The sequence below is a fragment of the Sphingomonas floccifaciens genome (assembly GCF_042681125.1).
In the GTDB taxonomy this organism is placed as follows: domain Bacteria; phylum Pseudomonadota; class Alphaproteobacteria; order Sphingomonadales; family Sphingomonadaceae; genus Sphingomonas; species Sphingomonas floccifaciens.
Genome location: NZ_JBHUFC010000002.1, coordinates 539,247 through 564,024 on the forward strand (window position 1 = coordinate 539,247; position 24,778 = coordinate 564,024).

The 24,778-nt window shown below is 67.0% G+C and carries 19 protein-coding genes; 9 read left to right on the forward strand and 10 right to left on the reverse strand.

Going from position 1 to position 24,778, the window contains the following annotated elements; genetic code table 11:
• The first annotated feature begins 168 nt into the window (after nucleotides 1–168).
• Nucleotides 169–807, forward strand: coding sequence for a PilZ domain-containing protein (locus ACFSC3_RS05465; RefSeq protein ID WP_380939387.1), 639 nt, complete (start codon nucleotides 169–171; stop codon nucleotides 805–807).
• Nucleotides 801–1,484 (forward strand): PilZ domain-containing protein, encoded by a 684-nt coding sequence (locus ACFSC3_RS05470; RefSeq protein ID WP_380939388.1) that lies wholly within the window; start codon nucleotides 801–803, stop codon nucleotides 1,482–1,484. Before ACFSC3_RS05465 ends, ACFSC3_RS05470 begins: the two co-directional genes overlap by 7 nt.
• A gap of 27 nt (nucleotides 1,485–1,511) precedes the next feature.
• On the opposite strand, the gene ACFSC3_RS05475 is transcribed toward ACFSC3_RS05470, so the two are convergent.
• Nucleotides 1,512–2,108, reverse strand: coding sequence for a response regulator transcription factor (locus ACFSC3_RS05475; RefSeq protein ID WP_380939389.1), 597 nt, complete (start codon nucleotides 2,106–2,108; stop codon nucleotides 1,512–1,514).
• Nucleotides 2,109–2,451: 343 nt separating this feature from the next.
• On the opposite strand from ACFSC3_RS05475, the gene ACFSC3_RS05480 reads away from it, so the two are divergent.
• Nucleotides 2,452–5,544 (forward strand): PAS domain S-box protein, encoded by a 3,093-nt coding sequence (locus ACFSC3_RS05480; protein ID WP_380939390.1) that lies wholly within the window; start codon nucleotides 2,452–2,454, stop codon nucleotides 5,542–5,544.
• A 135-nt stretch (nucleotides 5,545–5,679) separates the two neighbouring features.
• On the opposite strand, the gene ACFSC3_RS05485 is transcribed toward ACFSC3_RS05480, so the two are convergent.
• Both ACFSC3_RS05485 and ACFSC3_RS05490 read right to left on the reverse strand, forming a co-directional pair.
• Entirely contained in the window at nucleotides 5,680–8,097 is a 2,418-nt protein-coding gene (locus ACFSC3_RS05485) for a TonB-dependent receptor (protein ID WP_380939391.1), read from the reverse strand.
• Nucleotides 8,098–8,099: 2 nt separating this feature from the next.
• Complete coding sequence (locus ACFSC3_RS05490; RefSeq protein ID WP_380939392.1) at nucleotides 8,100–8,471, reverse strand: hypothetical protein; 372 nt, start codon at nucleotides 8,469–8,471, stop codon at nucleotides 8,100–8,102.
• Between the two features lie 117 nt (nucleotides 8,472–8,588).
• Here ACFSC3_RS05490 and ACFSC3_RS05495 point away from each other — a divergent pair, with 117 nt between their 5' ends.
• Nucleotides 8,589–9,305: a response regulator gene (locus ACFSC3_RS05495; protein WP_380939393.1), complete on the forward strand. Its 717-nt coding sequence runs from the start codon at nucleotides 8,589–8,591 to the stop codon at nucleotides 9,303–9,305.
• Complete coding sequence (locus ACFSC3_RS05500) at nucleotides 9,302–10,696, forward strand: sensor histidine kinase (RefSeq protein WP_380939394.1); 1,395 nt, start codon at nucleotides 9,302–9,304, stop codon at nucleotides 10,694–10,696. Before ACFSC3_RS05495 ends, ACFSC3_RS05500 begins: the two co-directional genes overlap by 4 nt.
• 119 nt (nucleotides 10,697–10,815) lie before the next feature.
• Here the strand turns inward: ACFSC3_RS05500 and ACFSC3_RS05505 are convergent, their stop codons facing one another.
• Complete coding sequence (locus tag ACFSC3_RS05505) at nucleotides 10,816–12,441, reverse strand: M28 family peptidase (RefSeq protein ID WP_380939395.1); 1,626 nt, start codon at nucleotides 12,439–12,441, stop codon at nucleotides 10,816–10,818.
• Nucleotides 12,442–12,850: 409 nt separating this feature from the next.
• Here ACFSC3_RS05505 and ACFSC3_RS05510 point away from each other — a divergent pair, with 409 nt between their 5' ends.
• Nucleotides 12,851–14,128, forward strand: coding sequence for a serine hydrolase domain-containing protein (locus ACFSC3_RS05510; RefSeq protein WP_380939396.1), 1,278 nt, complete (start codon nucleotides 12,851–12,853; stop codon nucleotides 14,126–14,128).
• An 18-nt stretch (nucleotides 14,129–14,146) separates the two neighbouring features.
• Here ACFSC3_RS05510 and ACFSC3_RS05515 read toward each other — a convergent pair whose 3' ends face one another.
• From ACFSC3_RS05515 to ACFSC3_RS05530, 4 genes are read right to left on the reverse strand one after another with little or no spacing between them, the layout of a single operon-like run.
• Nucleotides 14,147–16,663, reverse strand: a complete 2,517-nt coding sequence (locus ACFSC3_RS05515) for an FtsX-like permease family protein (protein ID WP_380939397.1) — start codon at nucleotides 16,661–16,663, stop codon at nucleotides 14,147–14,149.
• A gap of 32 nt (nucleotides 16,664–16,695) precedes the next feature.
• Nucleotides 16,696–17,376, reverse strand: a complete 681-nt coding sequence (locus ACFSC3_RS05520; protein WP_380939670.1) for an ABC transporter ATP-binding protein — start codon at nucleotides 17,374–17,376, stop codon at nucleotides 16,696–16,698.
• A 2-nt stretch (nucleotides 17,377–17,378) separates the two neighbouring features.
• A complete protein-coding gene (locus ACFSC3_RS05525; protein WP_380939398.1) occupies nucleotides 17,379–18,701 on the reverse strand; it encodes an efflux RND transporter periplasmic adaptor subunit in 1,323 nt (440 codons plus the stop codon).
• Nucleotides 18,698–18,907, reverse strand: a complete 210-nt coding sequence (locus ACFSC3_RS05530; protein WP_380939399.1) for a hypothetical protein — start codon at nucleotides 18,905–18,907, stop codon at nucleotides 18,698–18,700. Before ACFSC3_RS05530 ends, ACFSC3_RS05525 begins: the two co-directional genes overlap by 4 nt.
• A 171-nt stretch (nucleotides 18,908–19,078) precedes the next feature.
• Here ACFSC3_RS05530 and ACFSC3_RS05535 point away from each other — a divergent pair, with 171 nt between their 5' ends.
• Both ACFSC3_RS05535 and ACFSC3_RS05540 read left to right on the forward strand, forming a co-directional pair.
• Entirely contained in the window at nucleotides 19,079–20,464 is a 1,386-nt protein-coding gene (locus ACFSC3_RS05535) for a sigma-54-dependent transcriptional regulator (protein WP_380939400.1), read from the forward strand.
• On the forward strand, nucleotides 20,454–21,788 hold the full coding sequence (locus ACFSC3_RS05540; protein WP_380939401.1) for a sensor histidine kinase: 1,335 nt from the start codon (nucleotides 20,454–20,456) through the stop codon (nucleotides 21,786–21,788). Before ACFSC3_RS05535 ends, ACFSC3_RS05540 begins: the two co-directional genes overlap by 11 nt.
• Nucleotides 21,789–21,861: 73 nt before the next feature.
• Here the strand turns inward: ACFSC3_RS05540 and ACFSC3_RS05545 are convergent, their stop codons facing one another.
• Nucleotides 21,862–22,248: a tetratricopeptide repeat protein gene (locus ACFSC3_RS05545; RefSeq protein WP_380939402.1), complete on the reverse strand. Its 387-nt coding sequence runs from the start codon at nucleotides 22,246–22,248 to the stop codon at nucleotides 21,862–21,864.
• Between the two features lie 92 nt (nucleotides 22,249–22,340).
• Between ACFSC3_RS05545 and ACFSC3_RS05550 the strand changes: the two genes are divergently transcribed.
• Nucleotides 22,341–22,574, forward strand: a complete 234-nt coding sequence (locus ACFSC3_RS05550; RefSeq protein WP_380939403.1) for a hypothetical protein — start codon at nucleotides 22,341–22,343, stop codon at nucleotides 22,572–22,574.
• A 483-nt stretch (nucleotides 22,575–23,057) separates the two neighbouring features.
• On the opposite strand, the gene ACFSC3_RS05555 is transcribed toward ACFSC3_RS05550, so the two are convergent.
• A complete protein-coding gene (locus ACFSC3_RS05555) occupies nucleotides 23,058–24,767 on the reverse strand; it encodes a vWA domain-containing protein (RefSeq protein WP_380939404.1) in 1,710 nt (569 codons plus the stop codon).
• Nucleotides 24,768–24,778: the final 11 nt, after the last annotated feature.

The window sequence follows — 24,778 nt, forward strand, 5'->3', positions numbered from 1 at the left end:
GCCGAAGGTAAGGGGATCGTACAGTATCTTATCCATAGGATTAGTTAATCCGTAGGTGGAACTGCGATGTAGAAGCCGATGAAGCGGTGATCATACGCATACGCCACTTAAGTGGCTGGGTGTCGCACCAGTGATATCTATCGTTCTATCCAGGAATGGGTGGGGCCAATGCATAATGTATTCGAAAAATCGATATTAGCCGACAAAGCACGGCGACGGTATCTGCGGGTCGCGCAGATCGGCCGGAGAATTGCGGTGATCGTCGATGGTGAAAAGGTCGACTTCCTGCTGACGAATGTGTCGGCCCGCGGTGCGGCCGGGCGTTGTCGGCTCGAGTTGCCCTGCGGCAAGTTCTTCACGTTCATCTTCGAGAACGGCGCAACATTTCGTGGCGAAGTGCGGTGGTCGAGCAGCGGTACGACGGGCGTTTACTTTGGCGTATCCCTTCCATCCGATGTGCTGAACCCACCGCCGAGCGTGCGCGAATTGGTGTCCCGGGCACCGCGATATTCGGTAGCCCGGCGCGCGGTCCTGTTGGTCCGCGGGGCGCGGCGGGCGTGCGTTGTCCGCAACGTGTCTACTACCGGCATGATGCTGGAAACCGTCATGCCGCCGCCGCCTGGCCAGACGATAAGTCTTATCTGCGGGGCGTTCGCGGCTGAAGGGGAAGTTCGGTGGGTGCGGCAGAACCTTGTCGGAATCCGCTTCCTCGCGCCAATCGACCTTGATGAATTTGAGGAGCAGGGGATGGCCCCGCCGATCGAACCTGAGGAGAACGCTCCGGCCGCGAGTGACGGGCCGTGTTGAGCTTGTTGCGCCGCCGCCGTGTCGCCGCAACCGACGACGATGATACGCGTGGCGATCACCGGGTTCCAGTGCGGATCCCGGTTACGATCGAAAAGGGCGCCGATTGCCGGAAGGCCGAGATCGTTGATCTGACGATGTACGGTGCGAAAATCTACTTCGCGGACATCGGGCCGCGCGAGCCGCTGTGCCTCAACCAGTTGCTCTCGGTTAGGCCGAACGGCGGACGCTCGATCACCGCACGGTTGCGGTGGATGAACGACCGGCACTGCGGCGTGCAGTTCATCGTGCCAATGCAGGCCGAAATGGTGATGCGGTTCGAGGCGGACTCGCGCCTGTGGCTTCGCTCGCGGCCCAGTCGCGCGCAAGTCGACCTGCGCGCGGAGGTCATCGTCGCCAACAAGAGGCATGTCTTTCGCGCGCTCGATATTTCGATCGGTGGCGCGCGGCTGCGTCATTACGGTAAATTGCAGGCCGGCACGCCGTTGATGATGAGCCTGGACGGCATGATGCCGCTGGCCGGCTATGTCCGGTGGAGCGACCAGAGCGAGGCGGGTATGATATTCAACCGGCTGTTGTCGGTCGAGAGCGCCCGACATATCGCCAATATCAGCGACATCAGCCCGATCTGGACCCGCGAAGTGACGGAGCGGCACACTGCCGCCGACATCCTGTCGTAACGGCGACGCCTGCTCTCGCGACGCGCGTCAGATCCGATGCGCGTCGCGGGCGAGCATAAGGGCGGCGGTCATGTTGCTGACGCCCAGTTTGCGGATGATGTTCGCGCGGTGCATGTCCACCGTCCGCACGCTGATATTGAGCAGATTCGCCACCGTCTTGCTTGGCCTGCCGTTGCGCAGCGCCTCCAGCACTTCGCATTCGCGGGTCGACAGGTCGTCGAGCCGGCGGAAGGTCAGCGACTTGCTGCGGCTTTCCATGCGGGTGCGCACCGTTTCCGCGGCGCGTTCGATCACTTCGAACAGTTCCGCCCGGCGGTGGGGCTTGCGCAGGAAGTCGATCGCGCCACTGCGCATCGCCTGCACGGCATCCGGAATGTCGCCGACGCCGCTTACCGTCACGACCGCGTGACCGTGATCGAGCGTCGCGAGCTGTGCCTGCACTTCCAGCCCGCTCTGATCCAGCAGGCACAGGTCGAGCAGGACGCACCCGGGCGCCAGATCCACTGCGACGTTCAGGAATGCCTGCCCGCTCAGGAAGCAGCTGGCCATGTGACCGGACTTGTTGAGCATCGTCGCCAGTGAGGCGCCGACTTCACGTTCGTCGTCCACAATATAAACGTACACGATAGGCTCCTACATTTTGAAGGACGTAGCACTCGCGCACTCTAAATTCGCGAAACCCCCAAAAAAGCGGGGCGCTGGCGTCGCGGCAGAAACGCTGGATCTTAATATTTATCCTTGCGTTTCTACGACAGTAGTCGATTATAACCAAGGTTATAACCTGTAGAAACTACCATGTCGACGTACAGTTTCGCCGATTAATCTGGATCAATTTCGCTCATTTATAGGCCTATCTGGAATGGTCGTGAAGTAGTATCATGTCGCTAGGCCGGGACCTGATAGTTAGCGTCTTGTCAATAAGTCCCGTGCGTTCATCCTCTGCTGTCAACGGAGAGAATTCGGTCCGATGCTGGAATTGAACGATGCCCGGTGCGAGATTCAAGCTAACGAGAGTCGTACCCCGAATCTGGCTCGGACTCTTGGTGCGCTATACGAAAATATCGATAGCGTCGTGTTCGTTTATGACGGAGCAAACGTACTTATTTATGCGAACCGGCTGGCGTGGGAATCCCTAGGAAAAGATAACGTTTCTGACGGAAAGATTCTCCGCGACATCATAACGATGTCCAATGGTGCGGGGCGAATTCTGTCGAAGGACGAATGGCCTGTCGCCCGGGCGTTGCGGGGCGAGCGTGTCGTTAGCGAAGAGTTTACCATTACATCGACGACGATGCGCCAAATGGTCCGATATCGTGTGTCGGCGCGAGTAACGGACTTCAATGGACTTAGCCCGCGACCGATGGTCGTCGTGAGTGGACAGGACATCACCGACGAGGTGCGCGCACATCGAAAGATCGTCGAGGGGCATCGCCTGCTGGATATCGTGACGCGCTCGGTCGACGTGGGGCTCGCGATCGTCGATCAGGACATGGTTTTCCGTTTCGCCAATCGTCGCTTCGCAAATGCGATGGGCTCTGAACCGCGCCATCTGATCAAGAAGACGATATGTGGAATCGGATCCGCCAACGCGCAGACGCTTCTCGAAGCGGCTCGGATCGGCCTGAACCGCCCCCATGTCGTCCCGGAGGTCGAGTGGATCGAGTCCGCCTCACCAGGCGGGCTGTGGTATCGCATCGCCATCAATCCGCATGCTGATGAAACCGACGGAGGCAATCTGGCGGTTATCGTGCTGGAGGATATCACCAGCCGCAAGATCGACGAGATGGAGATCCGCCGCAGCGAAATGGCTGCGCGCGAGAGCGAGACGCGTTTGCGGGCTCTCATGGAAGCTCTGCCGACCCCGGTCGTTATCGCCGATCGCGATGGTGCATTCACTCTCGTCAACGCCGCCTATCGCCGGGTCTGCCGCCCGATCGGGGTTCCTTCATCCACATCCGACTATGCGATGTTTCACGGCAGGTACCCGGATGGTCGCATGCTCTCGCTCGATGACTGGCCGATGACGCGTGCCCTGAAGAAGGGCGAGGTCGTCGTTGCGGAGCGGATCGACATGCAGCGGTCCGACGACGGGACGTACCGGCGCTTCGCGATTTCCGCCGCGCCGGTCCATGACAACAAAGGAAACATCACCGGAGCCATCGCCGCTGCCGAGGATCTGACCGAACTGCTCGATGCGGAAGAAGCCGCGGGAGAAACCGAAGCGTTGCTGCGAATGCTGGTCGACAGCACGCGAGACCATGCCGTGTACATGCTGAATGAAGAGGGGAGTATCGTCATATGGGGCGGCGGTGCTCGACGTCTCAAACAGTATGACAGCGCCGAAGTACTGGGCCGGAACTGGTCGATGTTCTTCGGACTGGCTGATGTCGCGGACAAATTGCCTGAGCGTCTGCTCGAAAGGGCGCGCGCAGAGGGCGTCGCGTATCATCGCGGATGGCGCTATCGCAAGGACGGATCACGCTTCTGGGCGGATACCGTGCTCAATACGATCGAAAACGGCGGCACGATCGTCGGCTTTGCCGAAGTCGCCCGCGATCTGACCGACGAACGCTATGCGGAGGCTGAGATTCGCCTGCGTAACAGCGCCCTGCGTGCCGTGTCTCAGGGCATTTTGGTGACCGACGCGCGCAACGATAACAGGATCATTCTCGCCAGCGGCGGATTCACGCAATTGACCGGCTATGAATGCGACGCGGTGATCGGCCAGAATTGTCGATTTCTTCAGGGCCCTGAAACCGATCCGGCGGGTTTGGACGCGATCCGCAAGGCGGTCGCAGCCGGCCGGGAGTGTTCGGTCGAGCTGATCAATTATCGGGAAGACGGCTCGAAATTCTGGAACGCGCTGTATCTCAGCCCGATCTTCGACGAAGCGGGCGACCTCGATAAATATATCGGCGTCATGGCCGACGTGACGCCACGTCGCGACATGGAAACGCAACTGCGCGAAGGGCAAAAGATGGACGCGCTCGGTCGCCTGGCCGGCGGGATCGCGCACGACTTCAACAACATCCTGACCGTCATCAACGGCAACGCGGAAGATTTGCTCTATTACGCGGAGAAGGGCGATCCGACACGCGACCAGTTGGAGCTCATTCTGGGCGCGGGCGAACGTGCGGAAGCGCTGACGCGGCAGCTGCTGACATTCAGCCGGCGGGACGTTTCGCCGGCGAGCACGGTCGATGTTCCGGCGACGCTCAACGGCATGAAGGCCCTGTTGCGCAGTCTGGTCGGGGATAGCGTTACCTTGACCGTCGACGTGAGCGACGACCTTTGGCCCGCGCTCGGCGAGCCCGGGAAGGTCGAACAGGTCATCATGAACCTGGTGATCAACGCCCGCGATGCCCTGGAGGACGATCGCCGTATCGAAGTGCGCGCGCGGAACGTCCGCTTGCCCAAGGACAAGGCGCGCAATCAGGCCGCCGGCGACTATGTCCAGATCACGGTATCCGACAGCGGATGCGGAATGTCTCCGGACGTGGTGGGCAGAGCCTTTGAGCCGTTCTTCACGACCAAGGGCGTACTTGGTTCGGGTCTCGGTCTGGCGACTGTCTTCGGCATCGTCACCCAGAGCGGCGGTCGCGTATCGTTGGAAAGCGTGCCGGGCGTGGGAACCAGCGTGACGGTCGCCTTCCCGCGGGGCGAGCAGCAGCGGCGGAATGTGCCGGCCGATCGTGCGAATATCGCGACCCTGCCATCGGCGCGCATCCTGCTCGTCGAAGACGAGGATGAGGTCCGCCGCTATGTGCGCCGTGTGCTCGAACGGCTCGGGCACGACGTCATCGAGGCGCGGAGCGGGGCGGAGGCTCTGGAGATCGAGCGCAGCACCGAGGGTTCCATCGACATCCTCCTGTCGGACATCGTCATGCCGGGCATAAGCGGCGTCGTGGTCGCCGATGCCTTCCGCAAGGCGCGCCCGCAGACGCGGATCGTCCTGATGTCGGGCTACACCGAAGATGCGCTCGACCCGGACAACCACGACGCCTTCCTGCAGAAGCCGCCGACCGTCGAAAAAATGATCCTGGCCCTGCAAGGCGATTAGGGTCCGGATATAACCCTCGGCGAACCGATCGCTCAGCCTGTGTGCAGGTCGGCTCCCCCATATTGCCGTGCAGCGTCGGTCGTCACCCTGGTCGATGCGGGGTGCGTTCTCTTACCAAGGACGCACCCCAAAATGTCACAGCACCTTGCGCAGGCTGATCGCGACGGTTCGTCCGGTCGGATTAAGATAGGCGCCCTGATAGCCGATCGGCGTCGCGCCCGATCCGTCTCGTACCGACCGTCGGGTGTTGAACAGATTTGTGACGCCGAACGTCAGCCGCGTGCCCTTGAGCCAGGCCGGGGCCTTGCTTCGCCCGATATAGTCGGCCGGGTTGGCGAAGAGATTGAGGTTGACCGTCGCCAGATCGCCGAAGCGCAGGTCGCCGGCGCTTCCCCCCGCCGCCTGGACCGTCGTGCCGCTTTGCCAGTTGGCGGTGATCCGCGCCCCGAGCCCGCGCTTGAACGCGCCCGCCTGCACCTCGATTTCGTGCCGCGAGCGTCCGCCGCGGATATCGAGAGCACCACCATCGAGCAGGTCAAGCGTCGGGCCGCCGTCACGAAGCAACACGCTGTCCTGCAACCGCCAGCTGTGCCGGACCGAAAGCATCAGGCGGCTGGTCATATTCTCGTATCGCCGCGCGCCCGGGCTCCCAGCTTCGACACGCATGATCTGCGCCCCCGGTGGGAGCCGGCGTCGCATCTCCTCCTCACTCGAAAAGGTACGGACATTCGCGTTCGCGGCACCGGGCGGTAATGGGCCGAGCGGCTTCATGAAGCTCAGCCCCCAGCGCAGCTGCTGCTGGTCGGAGCGCGCGAAGTTGAGCGGGGTCGCGTCGATCCGCTGGAGCCGTCCATTCGTGTCGCGGATCACTCGCTCCGGAAACGCCGCCTCGACCAGCGGTGAAACGAGCGGGAAGGCCGCGATCGGGTCGTCGATCCGCGTACGAATATAGTCGAGCGACAGGGTGAGGTCGGTCTTGGCGATCGGTCGGTATGTCGCGCCCAGGCTGAGGACGTGGCGATCGTCGGGGCGGAGGGCGGCGTTGCCGCCAAGACTTTGGGGGACGTCGACCGTTTCGCCGCGCCGAAGATCGAAGGTTCGTATGTTCGGGACGACGACCGGCGGGTTTCCGAGCTGCTCGAGGGTCGGGGCGGTTTCTGCGTCGCTGAGCGATACGAGCAGAGAGAGGGCTGGCGCCGGCGTCCAGTTCAGCCCGTAGCCGAGCGTGCGCAGCGTGCCGACGTCCGATACACGCTCGACCGCGGCGTTGACGCTGGCGGACAGTGTGCCGAGCCAGGCAAGCGCCGGTGTCGTCGTCCCCGCGATCGGCAGGTCGAGGTTCGCCTGGATGCTGCCGGTGTCGCGCGCCAGTTCGTTCGTACGGGTGACTCCGCCGACATCCGAGCGGCCTTCAAAGTCGCGCGTTGCGAAGCCCGATCGCAGGCTGAGAGTCGCACGGCCGGCCGGCAGCGTGAAGGCTGTGCCCGCGACCAGTAGATCGGCGTTGGCGACCAGATTGACCGACCGCGCGGTGGTGCCGGGGGTCGTCCGGCCAAGGTCGATGACCGTCTGGGTTGCCGTCCGGTCCAGATTGCCGGTCGCGGTCCATTGCCACGACCCGGCCCGGCCGCTGACCGTCGAGCCGAGATGGGCGGTGCCGGTTTCCCCGTCGCGCCGCAGCGGACCGTCTCCGCCCAGGCCGATAAGCGCGCGTGTGCGCGTGGCGTCGAAGCGGGCATTCAGCGTCGCCGCGACATCCTTCAACGGCGTACCAGCGATCGTGCCTCCGAGGCCGAAGCGCGTGGTTGCCGGGATCAGCGTGCGATAGTCGGCGAGCAGCGGCGTGCCGGATGGCTGAATCACGTCGCGTTCGCTTTCCAGCAGCGCGCTGGTCCGGCTGATGTCGGCGTCGACCATCGTGCGCGTGTCGCCGCGCAGGCGCAGATAGCTCGCGGAACCGCCGGTCGTCGTCATGCCGCCCTCGGTCGGCGCGGCGAGCGACAATTGGCCGATGCGCGAGCTGTAGCGTTCGAAGGCGACGACGTTCACGACCTTGCGATCGGCGGGATAGCCGTATTTCAGCGCGACCTCTTCGGGCAGGATTTCGGTCCGCTCGATCGCTTCGGTCGGCAGGCGCGCTATCTCGGCGAAGCTCGACACGCGCCGGCCGTTCAGCAGCACGATCGGATCGCTGTCCTCGCGGCTGCGTCCGCTCGCCACCTGCGCGCCGAGCGTCTGAATCAGTTCCGCGACGGTGCCGGCACCATAGGAACGGATGTCGACGGCGGACAAGGTGCGCTCGGGCGGAATGTCCCCGATCACCGAACCGCGCGGACGCTGGCCAGTGACGACGACCTCACCCTCGGCGCGCGGTGGACGGGGCGGCGGGGGCGCGTCCTTATATCGCTCCCGCAGCTGCCGCTGGATGTCCTCGGGCAGCGGTTTGCCATCCGGGCCGTTGAACTGCAGGGTCGGAGGCGCGGCGGGCGGAGGCACGGTCGGCGCCGTCTGGATTGCCGCCAGCACGCTCGCGCCGAAAAGCGATACCGCCATCGTTACGATACCCGCTTCGCCGCGAAGGGCAGGGTGGCGCGGCCGGCGAATTTCAGGTCGCCCGCCAGCGTTGCCCCGTCGCCACCGAGCGCGAGGACGAAGGTCAGCCGCGGTTCCGACTTCAGGCTGAACGTCGCACATCCGCCGTTGACCGACACGTCCTCCAGCGGATGCCACGCGGGCGACCGCGACGACTGATAACGCCCGGACCATCTAGTCCCTTCGCGCTTCAGCTCGAACGTCCACTCCGCGCCGGCGAACGGTCCGACCCATCGCCCGGTCAAGCGATCCGCCGGGAGTGACGGTGCGCAGGGCGTCGGCGGCGGGGGTGTGGCGCCCGAAGCAGACAGGGCAAGTAGCAGCGGAACGATCATCGAAAGTCTCCTTCATCGAATGATGCAGAAGACAGCAGACCGGCGTAGCGCGGTGATGACGCGTTCGTAACGATCGCCGATACGAAGATGCTACAAAGCCATGCTATCCGACCCGCGATGGACACGGGTACACAGTTTGCCGAGCGGATCGTCGTGGTCGACGACGACACCAGTATCCGGGAGGCTCTGGCCGAATATCTCGGCAACCACGGCTATGCGGTGCGCACCGCGGCAGGAGCGGCAGCCTGCGACCGCCTGCTCGCCGAGGCACCGGCGGACCTGCTGATCATCGACGTGATGATGCCCGGCGAGGACGGCCTGTCGCTCTGCCGTCGCCTGGCGCCGGCCGGTACGCCGATCCTGATGCTCAGCGCGCTCGATGCGGTGACCGACCGTGTCGTCGGGCTTGAGGTCGGGGCATGGGATTATCTGGCGAAACCCTTCGAGCCGCGCGAATTGCTGGCACGGGTGCGGGCGCTGTTGCGGCGGCCGCGATCGGTGGAGGCGGGAGGGGGCGGCGATGCGATCACCTTCGCCGGATGGTGGTTCAGTCCGATCGAGCGCCGCCTGCGCGATCCGCAGGGGCGGGCGGTGCTTCTGAGCGAGGGCGAGCATGCCCTGCTGGCGGCCTTCGCAACCCGGCCGGGGCGGGTGCTCAGCCGCGACATGCTGCTCGACATCGCGCGGGGGCTGGATGCCGCGTCCTATGACCGGGCGATCGATATTGCCGTCAGCCGATTGCGGCGCAAGCTGGCGGAGGCGGACCCCGCGCAGCTGATCGAGACGGTGCGCGGTGCCGGCTATCGCTTCCTGCCGGCGGTGCGCGGCGCATGATCCGCGCGATCTGGCGGCGACCGAGCGCGCTGACCGCGATCGGCGGGTTCAGCGTCGCGATCGCGGTGCTGAGCGTGTTGATCACCGCGGGCATCGTCCTGCTGATGCCCGACCCGCCGGCGGTGCGCATGTCCGTGGCGGAAGCGGTTGCCGCGCTGCGAGGTGATAGCGACGCCCTCGACCGCCGGGTCGGTGCGCCACCCGAGGGTGCGACCGCGGCGCTGCTTCAGCCGATCCTGGCGCAGGCGCTGCGGCGCCCCTTGTCGGAAGTGCGGGTGTCGTGGCTGGATCGGCCGAAGACGAAGCCGAGCGACGGCGTGGTCGTCTTCACCAGCGCCCGCGGCAAGCTGGATAGCGCAACAGCCAAGATGCTGTGGCCGAACGGCAAGCCGCCGGCGGGGCCGATCGTCATCCGCCGGGGTGAAGCGCTGCCGGTCCGCGTGGTGCCGAGAACGATGCCGGACGGCCTGGTTGGGCAGGTTTTGCTGAAGCTGCCGCAGCCGGCGTTCGCCGCCAGCGTGCGGCTGCCAGACGGGCGATGGCTGACGGTCGCACCGCGATCGCCCCGATTCGGCGGCTGGCGGTTGAAGGTGCTGATCGCGCTGGTCGCGAGCCTGGCGGTGCTGGCGCCGCTCGTATGGCTGTTCGCGCGGCGGCTGACGCGGCCGTTCCGGACGCTTGCGACCGCGATCGACGCCGGGCGCGATCCGCCGCAGTCCGAGGGGCCGAGCGAGTTGCAGGACGCCGCGCGCGCGATCCTGCACCTGCGCGCGCGACTGGCCGCGGAGACGGACGAACGGATGCGGATGCTGACCGCAGTGGCCCATGACCTGCGCACGCCGCTGACCAGCCTGAAGCTGCGGATCGAGACGGTGCCGGAGCCGCAACGGGCTCGGATGATCGCCGATGCCGACCGTATGGGTGCGATGATCGCCGACGTGCTCGACTTCGCCCGCGCGGCGGATGCCCAACGCGGTCCGGTGCTGGTGCGCAGGATCGTGGCTGAGGTCGTCGCTGACCATCCGGGCATGACACTCGACGATGGTCCGGACCCGACCATCGTCGCGGTCGAGCCCGCGTTCCGGCGCGCGATCGAAAATTTGGTGCGCAATGCGGTCGATTATGCCGATGGTGGCCGGGTTTCGATCGGTGTGACGGGCGACAGCGCCGTCATCCGAGTGATCGATGCCGGCCCCGGTATTCCGGACGAGGATCGCGCGCGGGTGCTGCGCCCGTTCGAACGCGGGGACGCTTCGCGTAACCGCGACACCGGCGGGGTCGGGCTGGGGCTGAGTATCGTCAAGAGCTTCGCCAACCTGCACGGCGGCACGCTGACGCTGGACGCCGCCGACGGCGGCGGGACGGTCGCGACGCTGACGATGCCGCTTTAGAGCGTGATCGACCTGTGCTCCGGCGCAGGCCGGAGCCTTGGCGATCGAAGCCCTGACGCCCTCCAACGCTCCGGCCTTCGCCGGAGCACAGCTGCGCACCAAATCAGATCAATCATACTCTAGCGCCGCTGCGTCGCCGTCTCCGCGCGGATCGCCTTGAACTCCGACCCGTCGCGCCAGTCCGGCCAGTTGCTGCCGTTTGCCAGGTCGAAGCCGATGCGGCGCACCAGGTCGACGTCGGCCGCCGCCCCGCGCAGATCCCAGTCCGCGGACCAGGCATCGCAGGTCTGGTGGTAGCAGCGCATATAGCCGTCGAGCCACGCCTGACCGCCGGCACGGCCGCCGGTGACGAGATCGGGGGCGCCGCTGATCGCCATCAGCAGCAGCGTCGGCACGCCGCGGCGGGCGAGCGAGAAATGATCGGCGCGGTAGAACAGGCCGCGTTCGGGCAGTGCTTCCGGCGTGACGACCCGCCCCTGTGCGCGGGCGGCCGATGCCAGAGCGTCCTCCAGCGCGTTCTGGCCCGCCCCGACCAGCAGCACGTCGCGTGCCGGACCGGCTGTCTGGAGGATGTCGAGCGTAAGGTTGGCGACGGTCTTGGCCGCCGGATAGACCGGGTTGGCGGCATAGGTCTCCGAGCCCAGCAACCCGCGTTCCTCGCCGGTCCACAGCGCGAAGACCTGTGTGCGAGCTGCCGGCTTCGCCTTTGCTGCAGCGCGCGCGATGGCGAGGACGCCGGCGGTGCCCAGCGCATCGTCGTTGGCGCCGGGACGGATGCGGCGGCCCTGTGCGTCGGGCGCGCCTTCGCCATATGCGTCCCAATGCGCGCCATACATCACGACTTCAACAGGGCGGCTGCGACCGGGCAGCTTGGCGAGCACATTGCGGCTCTCGGCACGCACGACGGTGACGGGCAGGTCGGCGGAGAAGCCGGCGCCGGTCAGAGCGACGGGCTTGAAACCGGATCGGCGCGCAGCGGCCCGCTGCTGCGCGAGATCGAGTCCCGATGCGGCGAACAGGCGGGTGGCGGCGTCCCCGGCGATCCAACCCTGTAGCAGCACCCGCGGCGCGGGTGGCCGTGCAACGTCGTAATTCTCACCGCCCGGTGCGGTCACCGTCGACCAGCCATAGCCGGCCCCGGGTGTATCATGGACGATCAGCGCGGCGATCGCGCCGCGACGGGCGGCTTCCTCGAACTTGTAGGTCCAGCGGCCGTAATAGGTCATGCGGCGGTCGCCGAACCGCCCCTTGGCATCGTCGGCTGCGGTCGCCTCGAAATCCGGATCGTTGACCAGGAACACCGCGACCTTGCCCTTCAGGTCGACGCCCTTGAAGTCGTCCCACTGCCGTTCGGGCGCGTTGACGCCGTAGCCGACGAACACCATCGGCGCGCGGGCGATCGCTGCGCGGTCGACCGGGCGGACGGTGGAGAGGTACACGTCCTTGCCCACGCTCCAGCCGACGCCGTTCGCGCTGACCGTGCCTGCACCGAGTTGCGTGCGGATCAGCGGCACGGGTTGCGTCCAGCCGCCGTTCGGGCCGCCGGGCTTCAGCCCCGCCGCCTTGAACTGCGCGACCAGCCACGCGATCGTCTTGTCCTCGCCGGGCGTGCCGGGCGCGCGGCCACCGAAATCGTCGCTGGCGAGGATCTTCACGTCCGCCGACAGCGCAGCCGGCGTGATCGGGTCGGGCGCCTGCATGGCGGTCAGGAGCGGCAGGGCGGCGAGGGCAAGCAGGCGGGGCATGGGTGTCTCCGGTCGGCGGGTGGGCAATCCTAGGGTCCAAGCCCAATCAGGACGGGGATCGTGATCGCTCAAAGGAAGGCGCTGGCAAGGAGCACAGCGCAGCAGGTAGCGACGCTACCTGCAAGCAAGCGACGCCGTCCAGCGCCTTCTTTTGAGCGACGGCTCCGCCGCGGGCCGATTTTGCCCCAGGGCTGCGTCGCTCGTCGGTCACGATGCATCAGCATCGCTCCGCTCCTCGCTTCTTGCCCTGAACCAAAATCGGCTCCGTCACGACCCCATCCTGATTGGGTTTGGACCCTAAACGCCACGCACGGGAACGCCATGGCGGAAAATGGCGGGCGGCGTCTTTTCAGCGCCGCGGTATCTGCCATGATCGGCGACGATTATCGTTGCTGGGGAGTTGTCCGCCGTGAAGTTCCTGATCCGTATCGTCGCGTCCGGCGCGCTGCTGGCCGTCGCGCCGCTCAATCTGGTCGCGGTCGCGCAGGCCCAGGCGACGCAGGTGGCGCCGGGTGTATCCCCCGAGCGGCTGGCGCGACTGACGCAGGTTTTCCAGGATTATGTCGATCAGGGCCGGCTGGCCGGCGGGGTGTTGCAGGTGCAGCAGGACGGGCGGACCGTCTATGCCAAGGCGTTCGGCTGGCGCGACCGGGAAGCGCGCGATCCGATGCGACAGGATACGATCTTCCGCATCGCCTCGCAGACCAAGGCGCTGACCAGCGTCGCAGCGATGATGCTTATGGAGGAGGGCAAGCTTGTCCTGTCCGATCCGGTCGGCAAATACTTGCCCGAATGGGCGCGGACCACGGTCGCAGTGGCGAAGCCGGACGGTGGCTATGCGGTCGTGCCGGCGAAGCGGCCGATCACCATCCGCGATCTGATGACCCACACCGCCGGCATCTCCTATGGCAACGGGCCGGCGGAGAAGGCGTGGCGTGATGCCGGCATCTTCGGCTGGTATTTCGCCAACCGGTCGGAACCGGTGTCAGCGGTTGTAGCGCGGATGGCGGCCTTGCCGATGGCCGCGCAGCCGGGCGAGAAGTTCGTCTACGGCTACAACACCGACATATTGGGCGTGATCGTCGAGAAGGTCAGCGGCCGGACACTCGACCAGTTCCTGACCGAACGGCTGATCACGCCGCTGAAGATGATCGACACATCCTTCTATCTGCCCGAGCAGAAGGCGGGTCGGCTGGCGACTGTCTATGGTGCGGGGGCGAGCGGACTGCAACGCGCGGCGGACGCGGCGCAATCGGACGGCGTGCCCTATGGGCAGGGCCATTATCTGCGCGGGCCGCGGGTGGCATTCTCCGGCGGGGCGGGGCTGTTGTCGACCGCGGCGGACTATAGCCGGTTCCTCGAAATGCTGCGCCGGGGCGGCGAGTTGGACGGCCGGCGCTATCTGTCGCGCAATTCGGTTGATCTGATGATCGCCGACCAGCTGGTCGACGCGACCTACCAGCCCGGCATGGGCTTCGGCCTCGGCTTCGCGGTCCGCACCGATCTCGGCAAGGCGGGCGAACCGGGGGCGGTCGGCGACTATGGCTGGGGCGGCGCCTATCACAGCAAATATTGGGTCGATCCGAAGCTGCGACTGACGGTCGTCTACATGACCCAGTTGCTGCCCGCCGGCGACATCGACGATCATGGCAAGCTGCGCGCGCTGGTCTATCAGGCCCTGAACTGACCGGCGCGCGCGTCCTTCCTATTCGTAGCGCAGCGCCCGTACCGGACTGGTCTGTGCCACGCGGTAAGCATGGCCGGCGACAGTGACCACCGCGATCACCACGGCCAGCAGCCCGGCGGCCACGAACGGTACCGGCGTCAGCGCGACGCGGACGTCGAAGCCGTTCAGCCAGTCGCGCATCAGCCACCACGCGATCGGCCAGGCGATGACGTTGGCGATCAGCACGGGCCGGCTGAACTGCCAGACCAGCAGGCGGACGATATCGCGGGTGCGCGCGCCAAGCACCTTGCGGATACCGATCTCCTTCGTGCGGCGCTCCGCGGTGAAGGCCGCCAGGCCGAACAGGCCCAGGCAACCGATCACCACCGCCAGCACCGAAAAGGCGGCGAACAGCTGGCCGCGGGCCGCCTCGCGATCATATTGATCGCGCACGATGTCGTCGGCGAAGCGGCCACGGAACGGCACGTTCGGGATGTTGCGGTTCCACACCGCCTCCACCTGTTCGCGGATCGTCGCCGGATTGCCGTTGAAGCGGACGACGATGTCGGAGAAGTCGGTGCGCTGCGAATAATAGAGGATGGGTTGCAGCGGATCGCGGATCGAGCGGAAGCGCGCGTCCTCGACCACACCGACGACGGTGATCGGCACCATGCCATATTCGATCGGCAGCAGGCCGGCGGTCAGTTGGGCGCCGAGCGCGGACGCGGGCGATGCGAAGCCGAGCCGGCGGGCGGCGTCCGCGGTGATGACGACGTTCGCCCCGCGCTGTACCAGTGTCCTGGCGGCCGCGGCGAAGCCGGGATCGGCCGGCGACGGCGTGGTGGTGTCGTCGCGCCCCTGCGCTTCCGAGAAGTCGCGCCCGGCGATCAGCTTCATGCCCATCGCCTTGAAGAAGCCGCTCTCCACAGCATAGTTGCCGAGGTTGAAGGCGGTGTCGGTGCCGACGCGTTCGACCGTACCGACCGAGTTGCTGCCGGGATCGATAGCGATTTGGGTTCGCGCGGCAGCGATGACACCGGGGATGCGGCGGATCTGCTCGACCACCTGCGCATCACGGCCGTCGACACCGCGGTAGCCGAGGTTGCTCACCTGAAGCAGCCCGTCGCGGACATAACCGGCATCCGCGTTCCGGGCATAGACGGTCTGGCCATAGATGACGGCGGTGCAGATCGTCAGCCCGATCGAAACCGCGAACTGGACGACGACCAGCGCGCTGCGCAGTCGCCCCGATCCTTGCGCATCGGCGGCGGACTTGTTCGCCTTCAGGATGCGCGCGGGCTCGAACCGGGCGAGATAGACCGCCGGATACAGGCCGGCGAGCACACCGACGATCAGCACCAGCGCGATGGCGGGCAGCAGTACCCCGTCCGCACCGACATAATGCATCACGATGCCCGCCCCGAGGAAGTCGTTGAAGGCGGGCAGGAGCAGCTCGACCGCGGCCAGCGCGATCAGCATCGCGATGGCGGCTACCAGCACCGATTCCCCCAGAAACTGTGCGATCAGCTGGCGACGCGACGCGCCCAGCACCTTGCGCAGCGCCACTTCACGCGCGCGGCTTGATGCGCGGGCCGTCGCCAGGTTGGTGAAGTTGACGCAGGCCATGCCGAGCACCAGCAGCGCGATCACGGCGAAGGTCAGGACGGTCGCCCGGTCGTTGCCCGCGACCGGCGCGGCGTTCTGCGCATCGCTCAGGTGATTGGCGCGGATATTCTCCAGCCGATAGTCCTGGTACAGCCCCGGATTGTCGCCGTCCTGCGATCCCGGCGTGTCGGGGATATTGCGCTTCTCCCATGCGGCCATGTTGGCGTTGATCGTGTCCGCGTCATCGGCCCGGCGCAGCTTCAGATAATTCCAGCCGCCCTGGTTGGTATAGCTGGTCAGCGCACCCGGCCGATCGGCAAACTGGGTTGCGAGGTCGAAGCGCGCGACCGCATTTGCCGTAAAACTCGAATCCTTCGGCCAGTCCTTGAAGACGCCGGTCACGCGGTAATCGATGTCGCCGCTGTTATCGACGATCGTCAGCGTCTTGCCGACCGCATCGAGTGTGCCGAAGCGGCGCATGGCCTCGCTTTCCGACAGCGCGATCGAATGGGTGTCGGGGAGAGCGGTCGCCGCGCTGCCGCGCACGAACGGTATGTCGAACACGCCGAAGAAATCGCCATCGACCATCCGCAGCTTGTCGATCTTGGTCGGGCGACCGTCCTGGATGACGATCGGCGAGAAGCTGCGGATATAGACCGACGCGACGATCTGCTGCGGAAAGTCCTTCAGCAGCGCGCGTGCCGGCGCAATCGCCGACATCTGCATCTTGTCCTCTTCGTTGCCCTGGGCATTCGGCAGGAACAAGGTCTGGAGCTGGAAGACGCGGTCGCCGTCCTTCAGCCATGCGTCATGGTTCGTCTCGTAGCGGACGTAGAGCAGGATCATCAGGCAAGCGGCGAGGCCGAGCGCTAGGCCGACGATGTTGATCGCGGCATAGGCCCGGCTCTTGGCGAGCGCGCGGAGGCCGACGGTCAGGTAATTGCGCCACATGGGGCTGTGCTCCGGAACGGGAGGAAAAGGGGTCAGGCGGCGCGCAGGCGTTCCTGGAGGATGCGGCCATCGAGCATGTTGACGACGCGGCTGGCGAAGTCGGCATGGGCCGGCGAGTGGGTGACCATGACGATGGTCGAGCCCTGCGCGTTCAGCGTCTGGAGCATCCGCATCACCTCCTCCCCGTGGTTGGTGTCGAGGTTGCCGGTCGGCTCGTCGGCGAGGATCAGCTTGGGTTCGGCCACCAGCGCGCGGGCGACGGCGACGCGCTGCTGCTGCCCGCCCGACAGCTGGCTGGGGCGGTGCTTGGCGCGATGGGCGATGCCGACGCGGTCCATGACGTCGTCGGTGCGGCGGCGGCGCTCGGCGGCGGGGACGTCGTGGTAGAGGAGCGCAAGCTCGATATTCTCGCGCACCGTCAGTTCGTCGACGAGGTTGAAGCTCTGAAAGATGAAGCCGATGCTCGCCTTGCGCACCGCGGCCAGTTTTGCCTCGGGAAGATTGGCGACTTCCTGCCCGGCGAAGACGTAGGATCCGCTGCTTGGGGTATCGAGCATCCCCATCAGGTTCAGCAAAGTCGACTTGCCGCAACCCGATGGCCCCATGATCGCGACGAATTCACCATCGGCGATGTCGAGGTCGATCGCGTCGAGCGCGGTCGTCTCGACCATGTCGGTGCGATAGACGCGGGATAGGGCGCGCATGTGAAGCATGGTCATTCCTTTGCCGATGAGAGGTCGAGCCGATCCTTGTCGGCGAACCCGGTGTAGGGGGACGTGATGACGCGTTCGCCGGGATCGAGCCCGTCGAGCACTTCGATCGCGGCATCGTTGCGGCGGCCGAGGCGAACCGCACGCTTGACCGCCGAGCGGCCGTCAGGTGCGACGACGAAGACGAATGCGCCGCCGGTTTCGTTGTAGAAGGCGCCGTTCGGGATCATCTTCGCCGGCGTCGGATCGCCCAGCGTCAGCTTCGCCTGGAGCGTCTGGCCGCGCTGGATGTCGGCGGGTTCGGCGCCGGTGAAGACCAGATCGACCTGGAACTGGCCGTTCTGCACCTGCGGATAGATTTTCGCGATCCGCGCGTCGTAGCGCTTGCCGCCGCGCTCGACGGTCGCGCGCTGGTTCAGCTGGACGCGGCCGAGATAGAATTCGTCGACGCCCGCCTTCAGCTTGTTGCGGCCCGGGCTGTCGATCTGACCGATCCGCTGTCCGCGGGCCAGCGATTCGCCGACTTGCAGGTTGAAGCCCGACAATTGCCCCGCGACAGGCGCGCGCAGGTTGAGCGCGTCGAGATTGGCTCGGGCGATGGACAGGCCCGAGCGCATCGATCCCATCGACGCGCGCTGCTGGCTTAGCTGGCTCGACTGGAGCCGCTCGTCGTTCGACTGTCCCCGGCGAAGGGCGGCGAGGCGGCGTTCCTCGTAGCGGAGCTGCGCGGCCGTATCGGCGAACTGCTTGGCCGTCAAGAAGCCCCGCTCGGCAAGCGGGCGCTCGCGATTGTACTGCAACTGCGTCTTTTGCAGCGCGAGGCCCGCTTCTAGGATCGCGCGTTCGTTCGACAGGCGGGTCTGCGCCAGCGCCAGCTCCTGCGAGCGCATGTTGTTGATCTGCTGCTCGACTTCGGTCTGACGGGCGAGGGTGGAGAGTTGCAGCTCGGCGTTCGACAGCTCGACGATCGGCTGGCCCGCCGCCAGCATCGTGCCGTCTTCGACTAGGATGCGCTCGACCCGACCGCCCTCGATCGCGTCGAGATAGACGGTCAACAGCGGCGTCACGCGGGCGCGCAGGGGAATGAAGTCTTCGAAATTGCCGTTGGTGACGGTCGAGATCGTCAGGCGATCGGTCGCGACGGTCTGTGTGGTGCCGCGTGGGGCATAGGTCCAGAACAGCCCGACGAGCGCGAGCAGTACGATCGCGCCCGCCGCCCACGGCAGCCACTTGGGCAGCCGCCGGGTCGAAACCACCCGGTCCATCCCGCTGCCGCTCACCGCCCCGCTCGCGCGCGCGGTATCGGTCGATGCCAGATGCACCGTCATCGCGCGGGCCCGGTCAGGCGGACCTGTCCGATTTCGGACACTGCTGTCCGGATACGGACGGTGCCGATCGTGGTGTCGAGCGAGGCAAGCTCGACGCTGACCTGCCAGCCCGGGAGCAGGGAGAGCGGCGACCAAGCCAGCGTCAGGCGGCAAAGCAGCACCAGTGCCGCGAGCAGCAGGATCTGGCCTTTCGGACTATGTGCCATGTCGGTCCTCGGTGTGGCGTGTTGCATGGCCGAGGCTTTGCAGGAGGTGTGCCAGTTCAAGTGCGTGGCAAGGGTGGGATGATCTTCTCCTTGCAGGGGAGGATTCCAATCATGTTTGGCACAAGAATTGATTGTCCGGTTTCGAATACAGGCTGTACGGAATCGAACGGGATGAAGCAGGGGGCGGAGCACGAGCTGGCGGTGGTCGTCGATGACGACGAGGATATCCTCGTCGCCGCGCGTCTCGTGCTGCGCGGACTGTTCCGCGAGGTCGTGACGCTCAGCCGGCCCGAAGAGGCGGTGGCGCTGGTCGCGGCGCGGGCGCCGGACGTGGTGCTGCTCGATGCCAATTTCGCCCGGGGTGCGACCGACGCGGCGGAGGGGTTGGCGCTGCTCGACCGGCTGCTCGCGACCGATCCGCAGCTGATCGTCGTGATGATCACCGCCCACGCAGGGGTGAATGTAGCGGTCGAAGCGATGAAGCGCGGTGCGACCGATTTCGTGTCCAAGCCGTGGAGCAACGACCGTCTGGCCTCGACCGTCCGCACGGCTGCCGCGCTCAGCCGTTCGCGACGATCCGCGGCCTCCCCGGGGGCGGGATCGGTACCGCGTCCGGCAGGCGAAACGCCGTTGATCGGCCAGGCTCCGGCGATGGCACGCGTCCATTCGCTGATCGCACGCGCCGCGCCGACCGATGCGAATGTGCTGGTGCTGGGCGAGAACGGCACCGGCAAAGAACTGGTCGCGCGCGAACTCCACCGCCAGTCGCTCCGCGCCGCCAAGCCGATGGTCACGGTCGATCTGGGCGCGGTCGCCTCCAATCTGATCGATTCCGAACTGTTCGGCCATGTGAAGGGCGCCTTCACCGATGCGCGAACCGACCGGGTCGGGCGCATCCAGGCGGCCGACGGGGGCACGTTGTTTCTCGACGAAATCGGCAACCTGCCGCTCGCGCTTCAGCCCAAGCTGCTGACGGCGCTGGAGCAGCGGGTGGTGACACCGGTCGGATCGAACCGCCCGGTGCCGGTCGATATCCGTGTGATCGCCGCAACCAACCTGACGCCGGAGATGCTGCGCGACCCGCGCCAGTTTCGGCAGGACCTGCTGTTCCGGCTGAATACGGTCGAGATCGACCTGCCGCCCTTGCGCGAGCGTCGCGCCGATATCCCCGCGCTGATCGACCATTATCTCGCGCTCTATGCGGAGCGCTATCGTCGACCCCCGCCGGGTCTGACCCCCGCGGCGCTCGACGCGCTGGTCGCGCATGACTGGCCCGGCAACGTGCGAGCGTTGCGCCACGCGATCGAGCGCGCAGTCATTCTGGCTCGCGATGCCGCGCTGACGCCGGACGACTTCGCGCTCACGCCGCCGGCGCGCGTCATCGCGCCCGAAGCCGTGGTGCCTGCGGCCAGTGCCGACCTGAACCTCGACCGCGTCGAGCGGCGGCTGGTCGAGGAAGCACTGCGCAAACATGGCTACAATATCTCGGGCGCTGCCGCCGAGCTCGGGCTGTCGCGTGCGGCGCTCTATCGGCGGATGGAGAAGCATGGCCTTTGACCGTCGCTTCGCCGGCGTGCTCGCCGGATTGGTCGTGGCGTTGCTCGCCACGCTCGTCGCACTGGCGTGGGCGGTGGGGCGGGGTGACCTCCACGCCGTGACGCTGCTGATCGCGCTGGCCGCTGTCGGTGCGTTCGTAGGACTTGTCCGACATGTCGAGCGGACGAACCGGCTGATCGCGCATTTCGTCGAGGGGCTGCGCCACGGCGATGTCGCGATGCGCTTCGATACGCGGTCCGGCGGCAGTTTCGGCCTGCTGGCGGAAGCGATGAACGATGCACTGCGCGATCTGGGCGCGGAGCGGGGGCGCGTGGCGGACGAGCTGCGCTTTCTCGAAGCGATGATCGATGACCTGCCGGTCGCGTTGCTGACGGTCGATGCGCGCCGGAGCGTGACCCTGGCGAACAAGGCGGCGCGCCGCTTGTTCGATCGTCATGACGGCGCGGATGTGACAGCGTTCGGGGTCTATGGCGACGCGTTGCTCGACTGCCTGTCGCGATCGGGTGCGGTGGCCCAGGCGATCGTCCCACTCCAACTGGCCGGGGGCACGCAGCGCGCGATCGTCCGAGCGGGGCTTGTCGCGCGGCTCGGCCATCCGGTCCGCGTCGTCGCGGTTGAGCCCGTGCAGGGCGCACTGGATGCGGTCGAGATGGGGACGCAGGTCGACCTCGTCCGCGTGCTCAGCCACGAGATCCTGAATTCACTGACCCCAGTGACCTCGCTTGCCGGTACGACGGCCGTGCTGCTGGGTGAGGAAACGCCCGATCTGGAGGAAGCGCGGCTGGCCGTGATGACCCTCGCGCGGCGGGCGGAGGGCATGCGGCGGTTCATCGACAGCTACCGGACGCTTGCCCGCCTGCCCGAACCGCGCGGTCGGGAGTTTGCCGCTGGTCCTTTTGTGGCCGAACTGGAGCGGCTGTTCCGGGTCGAGTGGCTCGACCACCGGCTCGACGTCGTAGCCGACCCGGGGCTGACGCTGGCGTCCGACCCCGACCTGCTGGCCCAGTTGCTGATCAACCTGCTGCGCAACGCCGCGCAGGCGAGCGGCGAGCGGCCGGCTCCGCACGTCCGCCTGTCAATCCGCAACGATCCCGCTGACGGTCCGGTCGCGGCGGTCGAGGATAATGGGCCGGGCGTGCCGATAGCGGTGCGGCGCGATGTCTTCCTGCCGTTCTTCACGACCCGGGCGAGCGGGACGGGCATCGGGCTGAACATCGCGCGACAGATCGCGGTCGCTCATGGCTGGCGGATCGAGATCGGCGACAGCGAGCTGGGCGGCGCTGCGGTGCGTGTGTTCATGGCTCCGGGCGGCGGGCGCGTCTGAAGCGCTGCGTCCGCGGCTGTGGCTACCGCGCACGCGGCCGCGAGCATCGGCGCGACCGTCCGTTACATGAAGGTCAGCGCGGGGAATCGGCGTCGAGCGCAGCCGCACGGGCCGCGTCGGCCTTCGCGCGTGCGGTCTTGCCCAGGCGGGACAGGACCTCGCTGCGGTAGTAGTATCCGCGGGCGTCTTTCGGCGCGCGGCGGACGGTGCGATCGAGATCGGCAACCGCCCCGGCATCGTCGCCGCGCCGCAGCTTCAGGAGCGCGCGGTTGAGGAAAGCGTCGGAGATCGGCGCCACGTCGACCGCGCGATCGAGCGTGGCGAGTGCGGCGTCGTCATTCCCCTGCCAGGCCTGCGTCACCGCATCGGCGACCAGCGCCTGCGCACGGCCGGCTGCGCCCGGCGCGGACCCGCCGAACGCGGCGCTGCAGGCAGCGAGACTGCGGCGCGGGTCGTCCACGGTGCAATGGCTCCACGTTCGATCGCTTGTTGCTGAGCGGGCGCTGTGGGCCGGCGGGCGCGCGACCACGCGACTGCCGGTCACGACGATCGATGAGTCCGAGTCGTCGAGTGCCGCCGGCGGGGGTGGCGGCGGAGGGGGGGGCGGAGGCGGCGGAGGCGGGGGAGGCGGAGGAGGAGGGGGAGGGGGCGGAGGCGCAGCGGGCGCGGGTGGCGGCGGTGCTTCGATGGCAGCCATCGGTGCAGCCGCGGGGGCGGCCTGTGTCGGTACGGGCGTCGTTCCGACCTCGGCACGTGCGGTTGCTGTGCTCTCCGGGCGTGGCGTGATGAGGGGAGCTGGCTTGGCAGGTTGCGTCGCCGGCTGCGACCGTACCGATGGGGCCGCCTGTTCCGTGCGCGGGGGCGCGGGCGGGGTCTGGATATCGCCCGACAGCCAGACCGGCACGCCGATGGTGACCACCAGCGCTGCCGTCACCAACGCGCCGATCTGCGGCCGCCCGAGCGACCAGCGTCGCGGGGGCGCGGCTACCGGGGGCGGCTCGGGCAACGCCGCTCCGCTGAAGCGCGCGGTGGCCTCGGCGATCGTCCGCTCGCGCCGATCCGGGCGCGGGGGCGGGGCGGGGGGCAGGAGCCGTGAGAGATCCCGGTCGTCGTCCATCACCGCCCCCGACGCGGCGCCGGCGCGCGGACACCGTGCGTCGCTCGGCGGGGAAGGGGGCGGCAGTGGGGCATCGTCCTCGTCTATACCTCCATTCACGGGCGGGTCGATTGCGGGCGGCCTGTGCTGCCGCTCTCGACCCGCCGGGTCACTTATCGCTCCAGCGGCGGCAGCGCGGGCGCGATCTTGGCCGCCCGCACCAGCTGGACTAGTTCCGAGCGATAGCCATAGGGATCGTCGCCGCGGGCGGCAGACACGATGCTCAGCACGCGGTCGTAGTTCATGTCGCCGCTATATTTGCCGCCGCGCAGCAGTTCCGCGAACGCGGCGACGCCGGTCGCGAAGCGGGCATCACGCGGGGCGTCGGCGAAGCGCACGACTTCGCGCGACCGGTTGATCGGGGTCGAGATCAGCCGGCTGGTCGTCGACTTCGGCAGCTTGTAGCGGATCTTGACGAAGCCATATTCGCTTGCCCCCGCCTTCGCCGGAGCCGCGACCGCCTTAGCGTAGCGCAGGTCGCCCGAGGTGCGCGTGCCGCCGACCGGAACGATCTCGTAGAGGGCGGTGACCGACTGCCCCGATCCGACGTCGCCGGCATCGACGCGGTCGTTGTCGAAATCCTCGCGCGCCAGCATCCGGGTCTCATAGCCGATCAGGCGATATTCGGCGACGGTCGCAGGGTTGAACTCGACCTGGATCTTTACGTCCTTGGCGATCGGGATCAGCGTCGACGTCGCCTCGTCGACCAGGGTCTTCCGCGCCTCTGCGATGGTGTCGATATAGGCAGCGGCGCCATTGCCATTCTGCGCCAGCGTCTGCATCAGCGCATCATTGTAATTGCCCATGCCGAAGCCGAGCACGGATAGGAACACGCCCTTCTCCCGCTCCCGCTCGACGAAGCCCTTCAGCTCGTCCTGGCTGGTGATGCCGACGTTGAAGTCGCCATCGGTCGCCAGCATCACGCGGTTGACGCCGTTCGGATCGAAACTAGCACTCGCCAGCGCATAGGCCTGCCGGATGCCTTCCGCGCCCGCCGTGCTGCCGCCGGCTGACAGGCGTTCGAGCGCACCGAGGATGCGGCCCTTCTCGCTTGCCGGCGTCGGCTCCAGCACGGTGCCGGCCGAGCCCGCATAGGCGACGATCGCCACACGGTCGCGCGCGTCGAGCCGGTCGACCAGCATCCCCAGCGACTGCTTGAGCAGCGGCAGCTTGTTCGGCGACTGCATTGATCCCGACGTATCGATCAGGAAGACCAGGTTCGCGCGCGGGCGCTGGGCCGGCTGGACGGCATAGCCCTTGATCCCGATCCGCACGACCTTGCGGCCCGCGGTCCAGGGACTGGGGAACACCGCGACATCCGATGTGAAGGGGCGGTCGGCCGACTTTGCGGGGGCATAGTCGTAAGGGAAATAGTTGATCATCTCCTCACTTCGGACCGTGGCCGGCTGGGGCAGCACGTTCTGCGTCAGCGCGGCGCGGACGAAGGAATAGGAGGCGGTGTCGACGTCGATCGAGAAGGTCGACACCGGTTCGGCGGCGACCTGTTTGAACGGGTTCGGCGTGGTTGCGGTGAATTTGTCGCGGCCGATGGGCGCGGGCAGGCGGGGCATCACGTTGCGGCCGTCGATGCGACTTCCGGTCACGACGATCGCGGACGGGGCCATGAGCGAGGGCGGTGCCATCGCGGCCGGCGGTGGCGGCGGTGGCGGCGGTGGCGGCGGAGGCGGCGGGGGAGGTGGCGGCGCACTCGGGTCGGCGGCCGACGCTTGCCCGGCGACGGCTGTCGGCACCCCCGGATTGGCGCAGGAGGCGAGCAGCAGCGCGGTCAGTCCGATGGCGATCGCGGGGCGGTATCGGGACATGGCAGGATCCT

Bases quoted from the DNA above. Each gene is read 5' to 3' on its own strand.
- ACFSC3_RS05540 (WP_380939401.1), top strand. From the start codon at position 20,454: ATGGCCTTTGACCGTCGCTTCGCCGGCGTGCTCGCCGGATTGGTCGTG.
- ACFSC3_RS05465 (WP_380939387.1), top strand. From the start codon at position 169: ATGCATAATGTATTCGAAAAATCGATATTAGCCGACAAAGCACGGCGA.
- ACFSC3_RS05525 (WP_380939398.1), bottom strand. From the start codon at position 18,701: ATGACGGTGCATCTGGCATCGACCGATACCGCGCGCGCGAGCGGGGCG.
- ACFSC3_RS05550 (WP_380939403.1), top strand. From the start codon at position 22,341: ATGAGTCCGAGTCGTCGAGTGCCGCCGGCGGGGGTGGCGGCGGAGGGG.
- ACFSC3_RS05535 (WP_380939400.1), top strand. From the start codon at position 19,079: ATGAAGCAGGGGGCGGAGCACGAGCTGGCGGTGGTCGTCGATGACGAC.
- ACFSC3_RS05485 (WP_380939391.1), bottom strand. From the start codon at position 8,097: ATGGCGGTATCGCTTTTCGGCGCGAGCGTGCTGGCGGCAATCCAGACG.
- ACFSC3_RS05495 (WP_380939393.1), top strand. From the start codon at position 8,589: ATGGACACGGGTACACAGTTTGCCGAGCGGATCGTCGTGGTCGACGAC.
- ACFSC3_RS05490 (WP_380939392.1), bottom strand. From the start codon at position 8,471: ATGATCGTTCCGCTGCTACTTGCCCTGTCTGCTTCGGGCGCCACACCC.
- ACFSC3_RS05515 (WP_380939397.1), bottom strand. From the start codon at position 16,663: ATGTGGCGCAATTACCTGACCGTCGGCCTCCGCGCGCTCGCCAAGAGC.
- ACFSC3_RS05480 (WP_380939390.1), top strand. From the start codon at position 2,452: ATGCTGGAATTGAACGATGCCCGGTGCGAGATTCAAGCTAACGAGAGT.
- ACFSC3_RS05500 (WP_380939394.1), top strand. From the start codon at position 9,302: ATGATCCGCGCGATCTGGCGGCGACCGAGCGCGCTGACCGCGATCGGC.
- ACFSC3_RS05505 (WP_380939395.1), bottom strand. From the start codon at position 12,441: ATGCCCCGCCTGCTTGCCCTCGCCGCCCTGCCGCTCCTGACCGCCATG.
- ACFSC3_RS05520 (WP_380939670.1), bottom strand. From the start codon at position 17,376: ATGCTTCACATGCGCGCCCTATCCCGCGTCTATCGCACCGACATGGTC.
- ACFSC3_RS05530 (WP_380939399.1), bottom strand. From the start codon at position 18,907: ATGGCACATAGTCCGAAAGGCCAGATCCTGCTGCTCGCGGCACTGGTG.
- ACFSC3_RS05555 (WP_380939404.1), bottom strand. From the start codon at position 24,767: ATGTCCCGATACCGCCCCGCGATCGCCATCGGACTGACCGCGCTGCTG.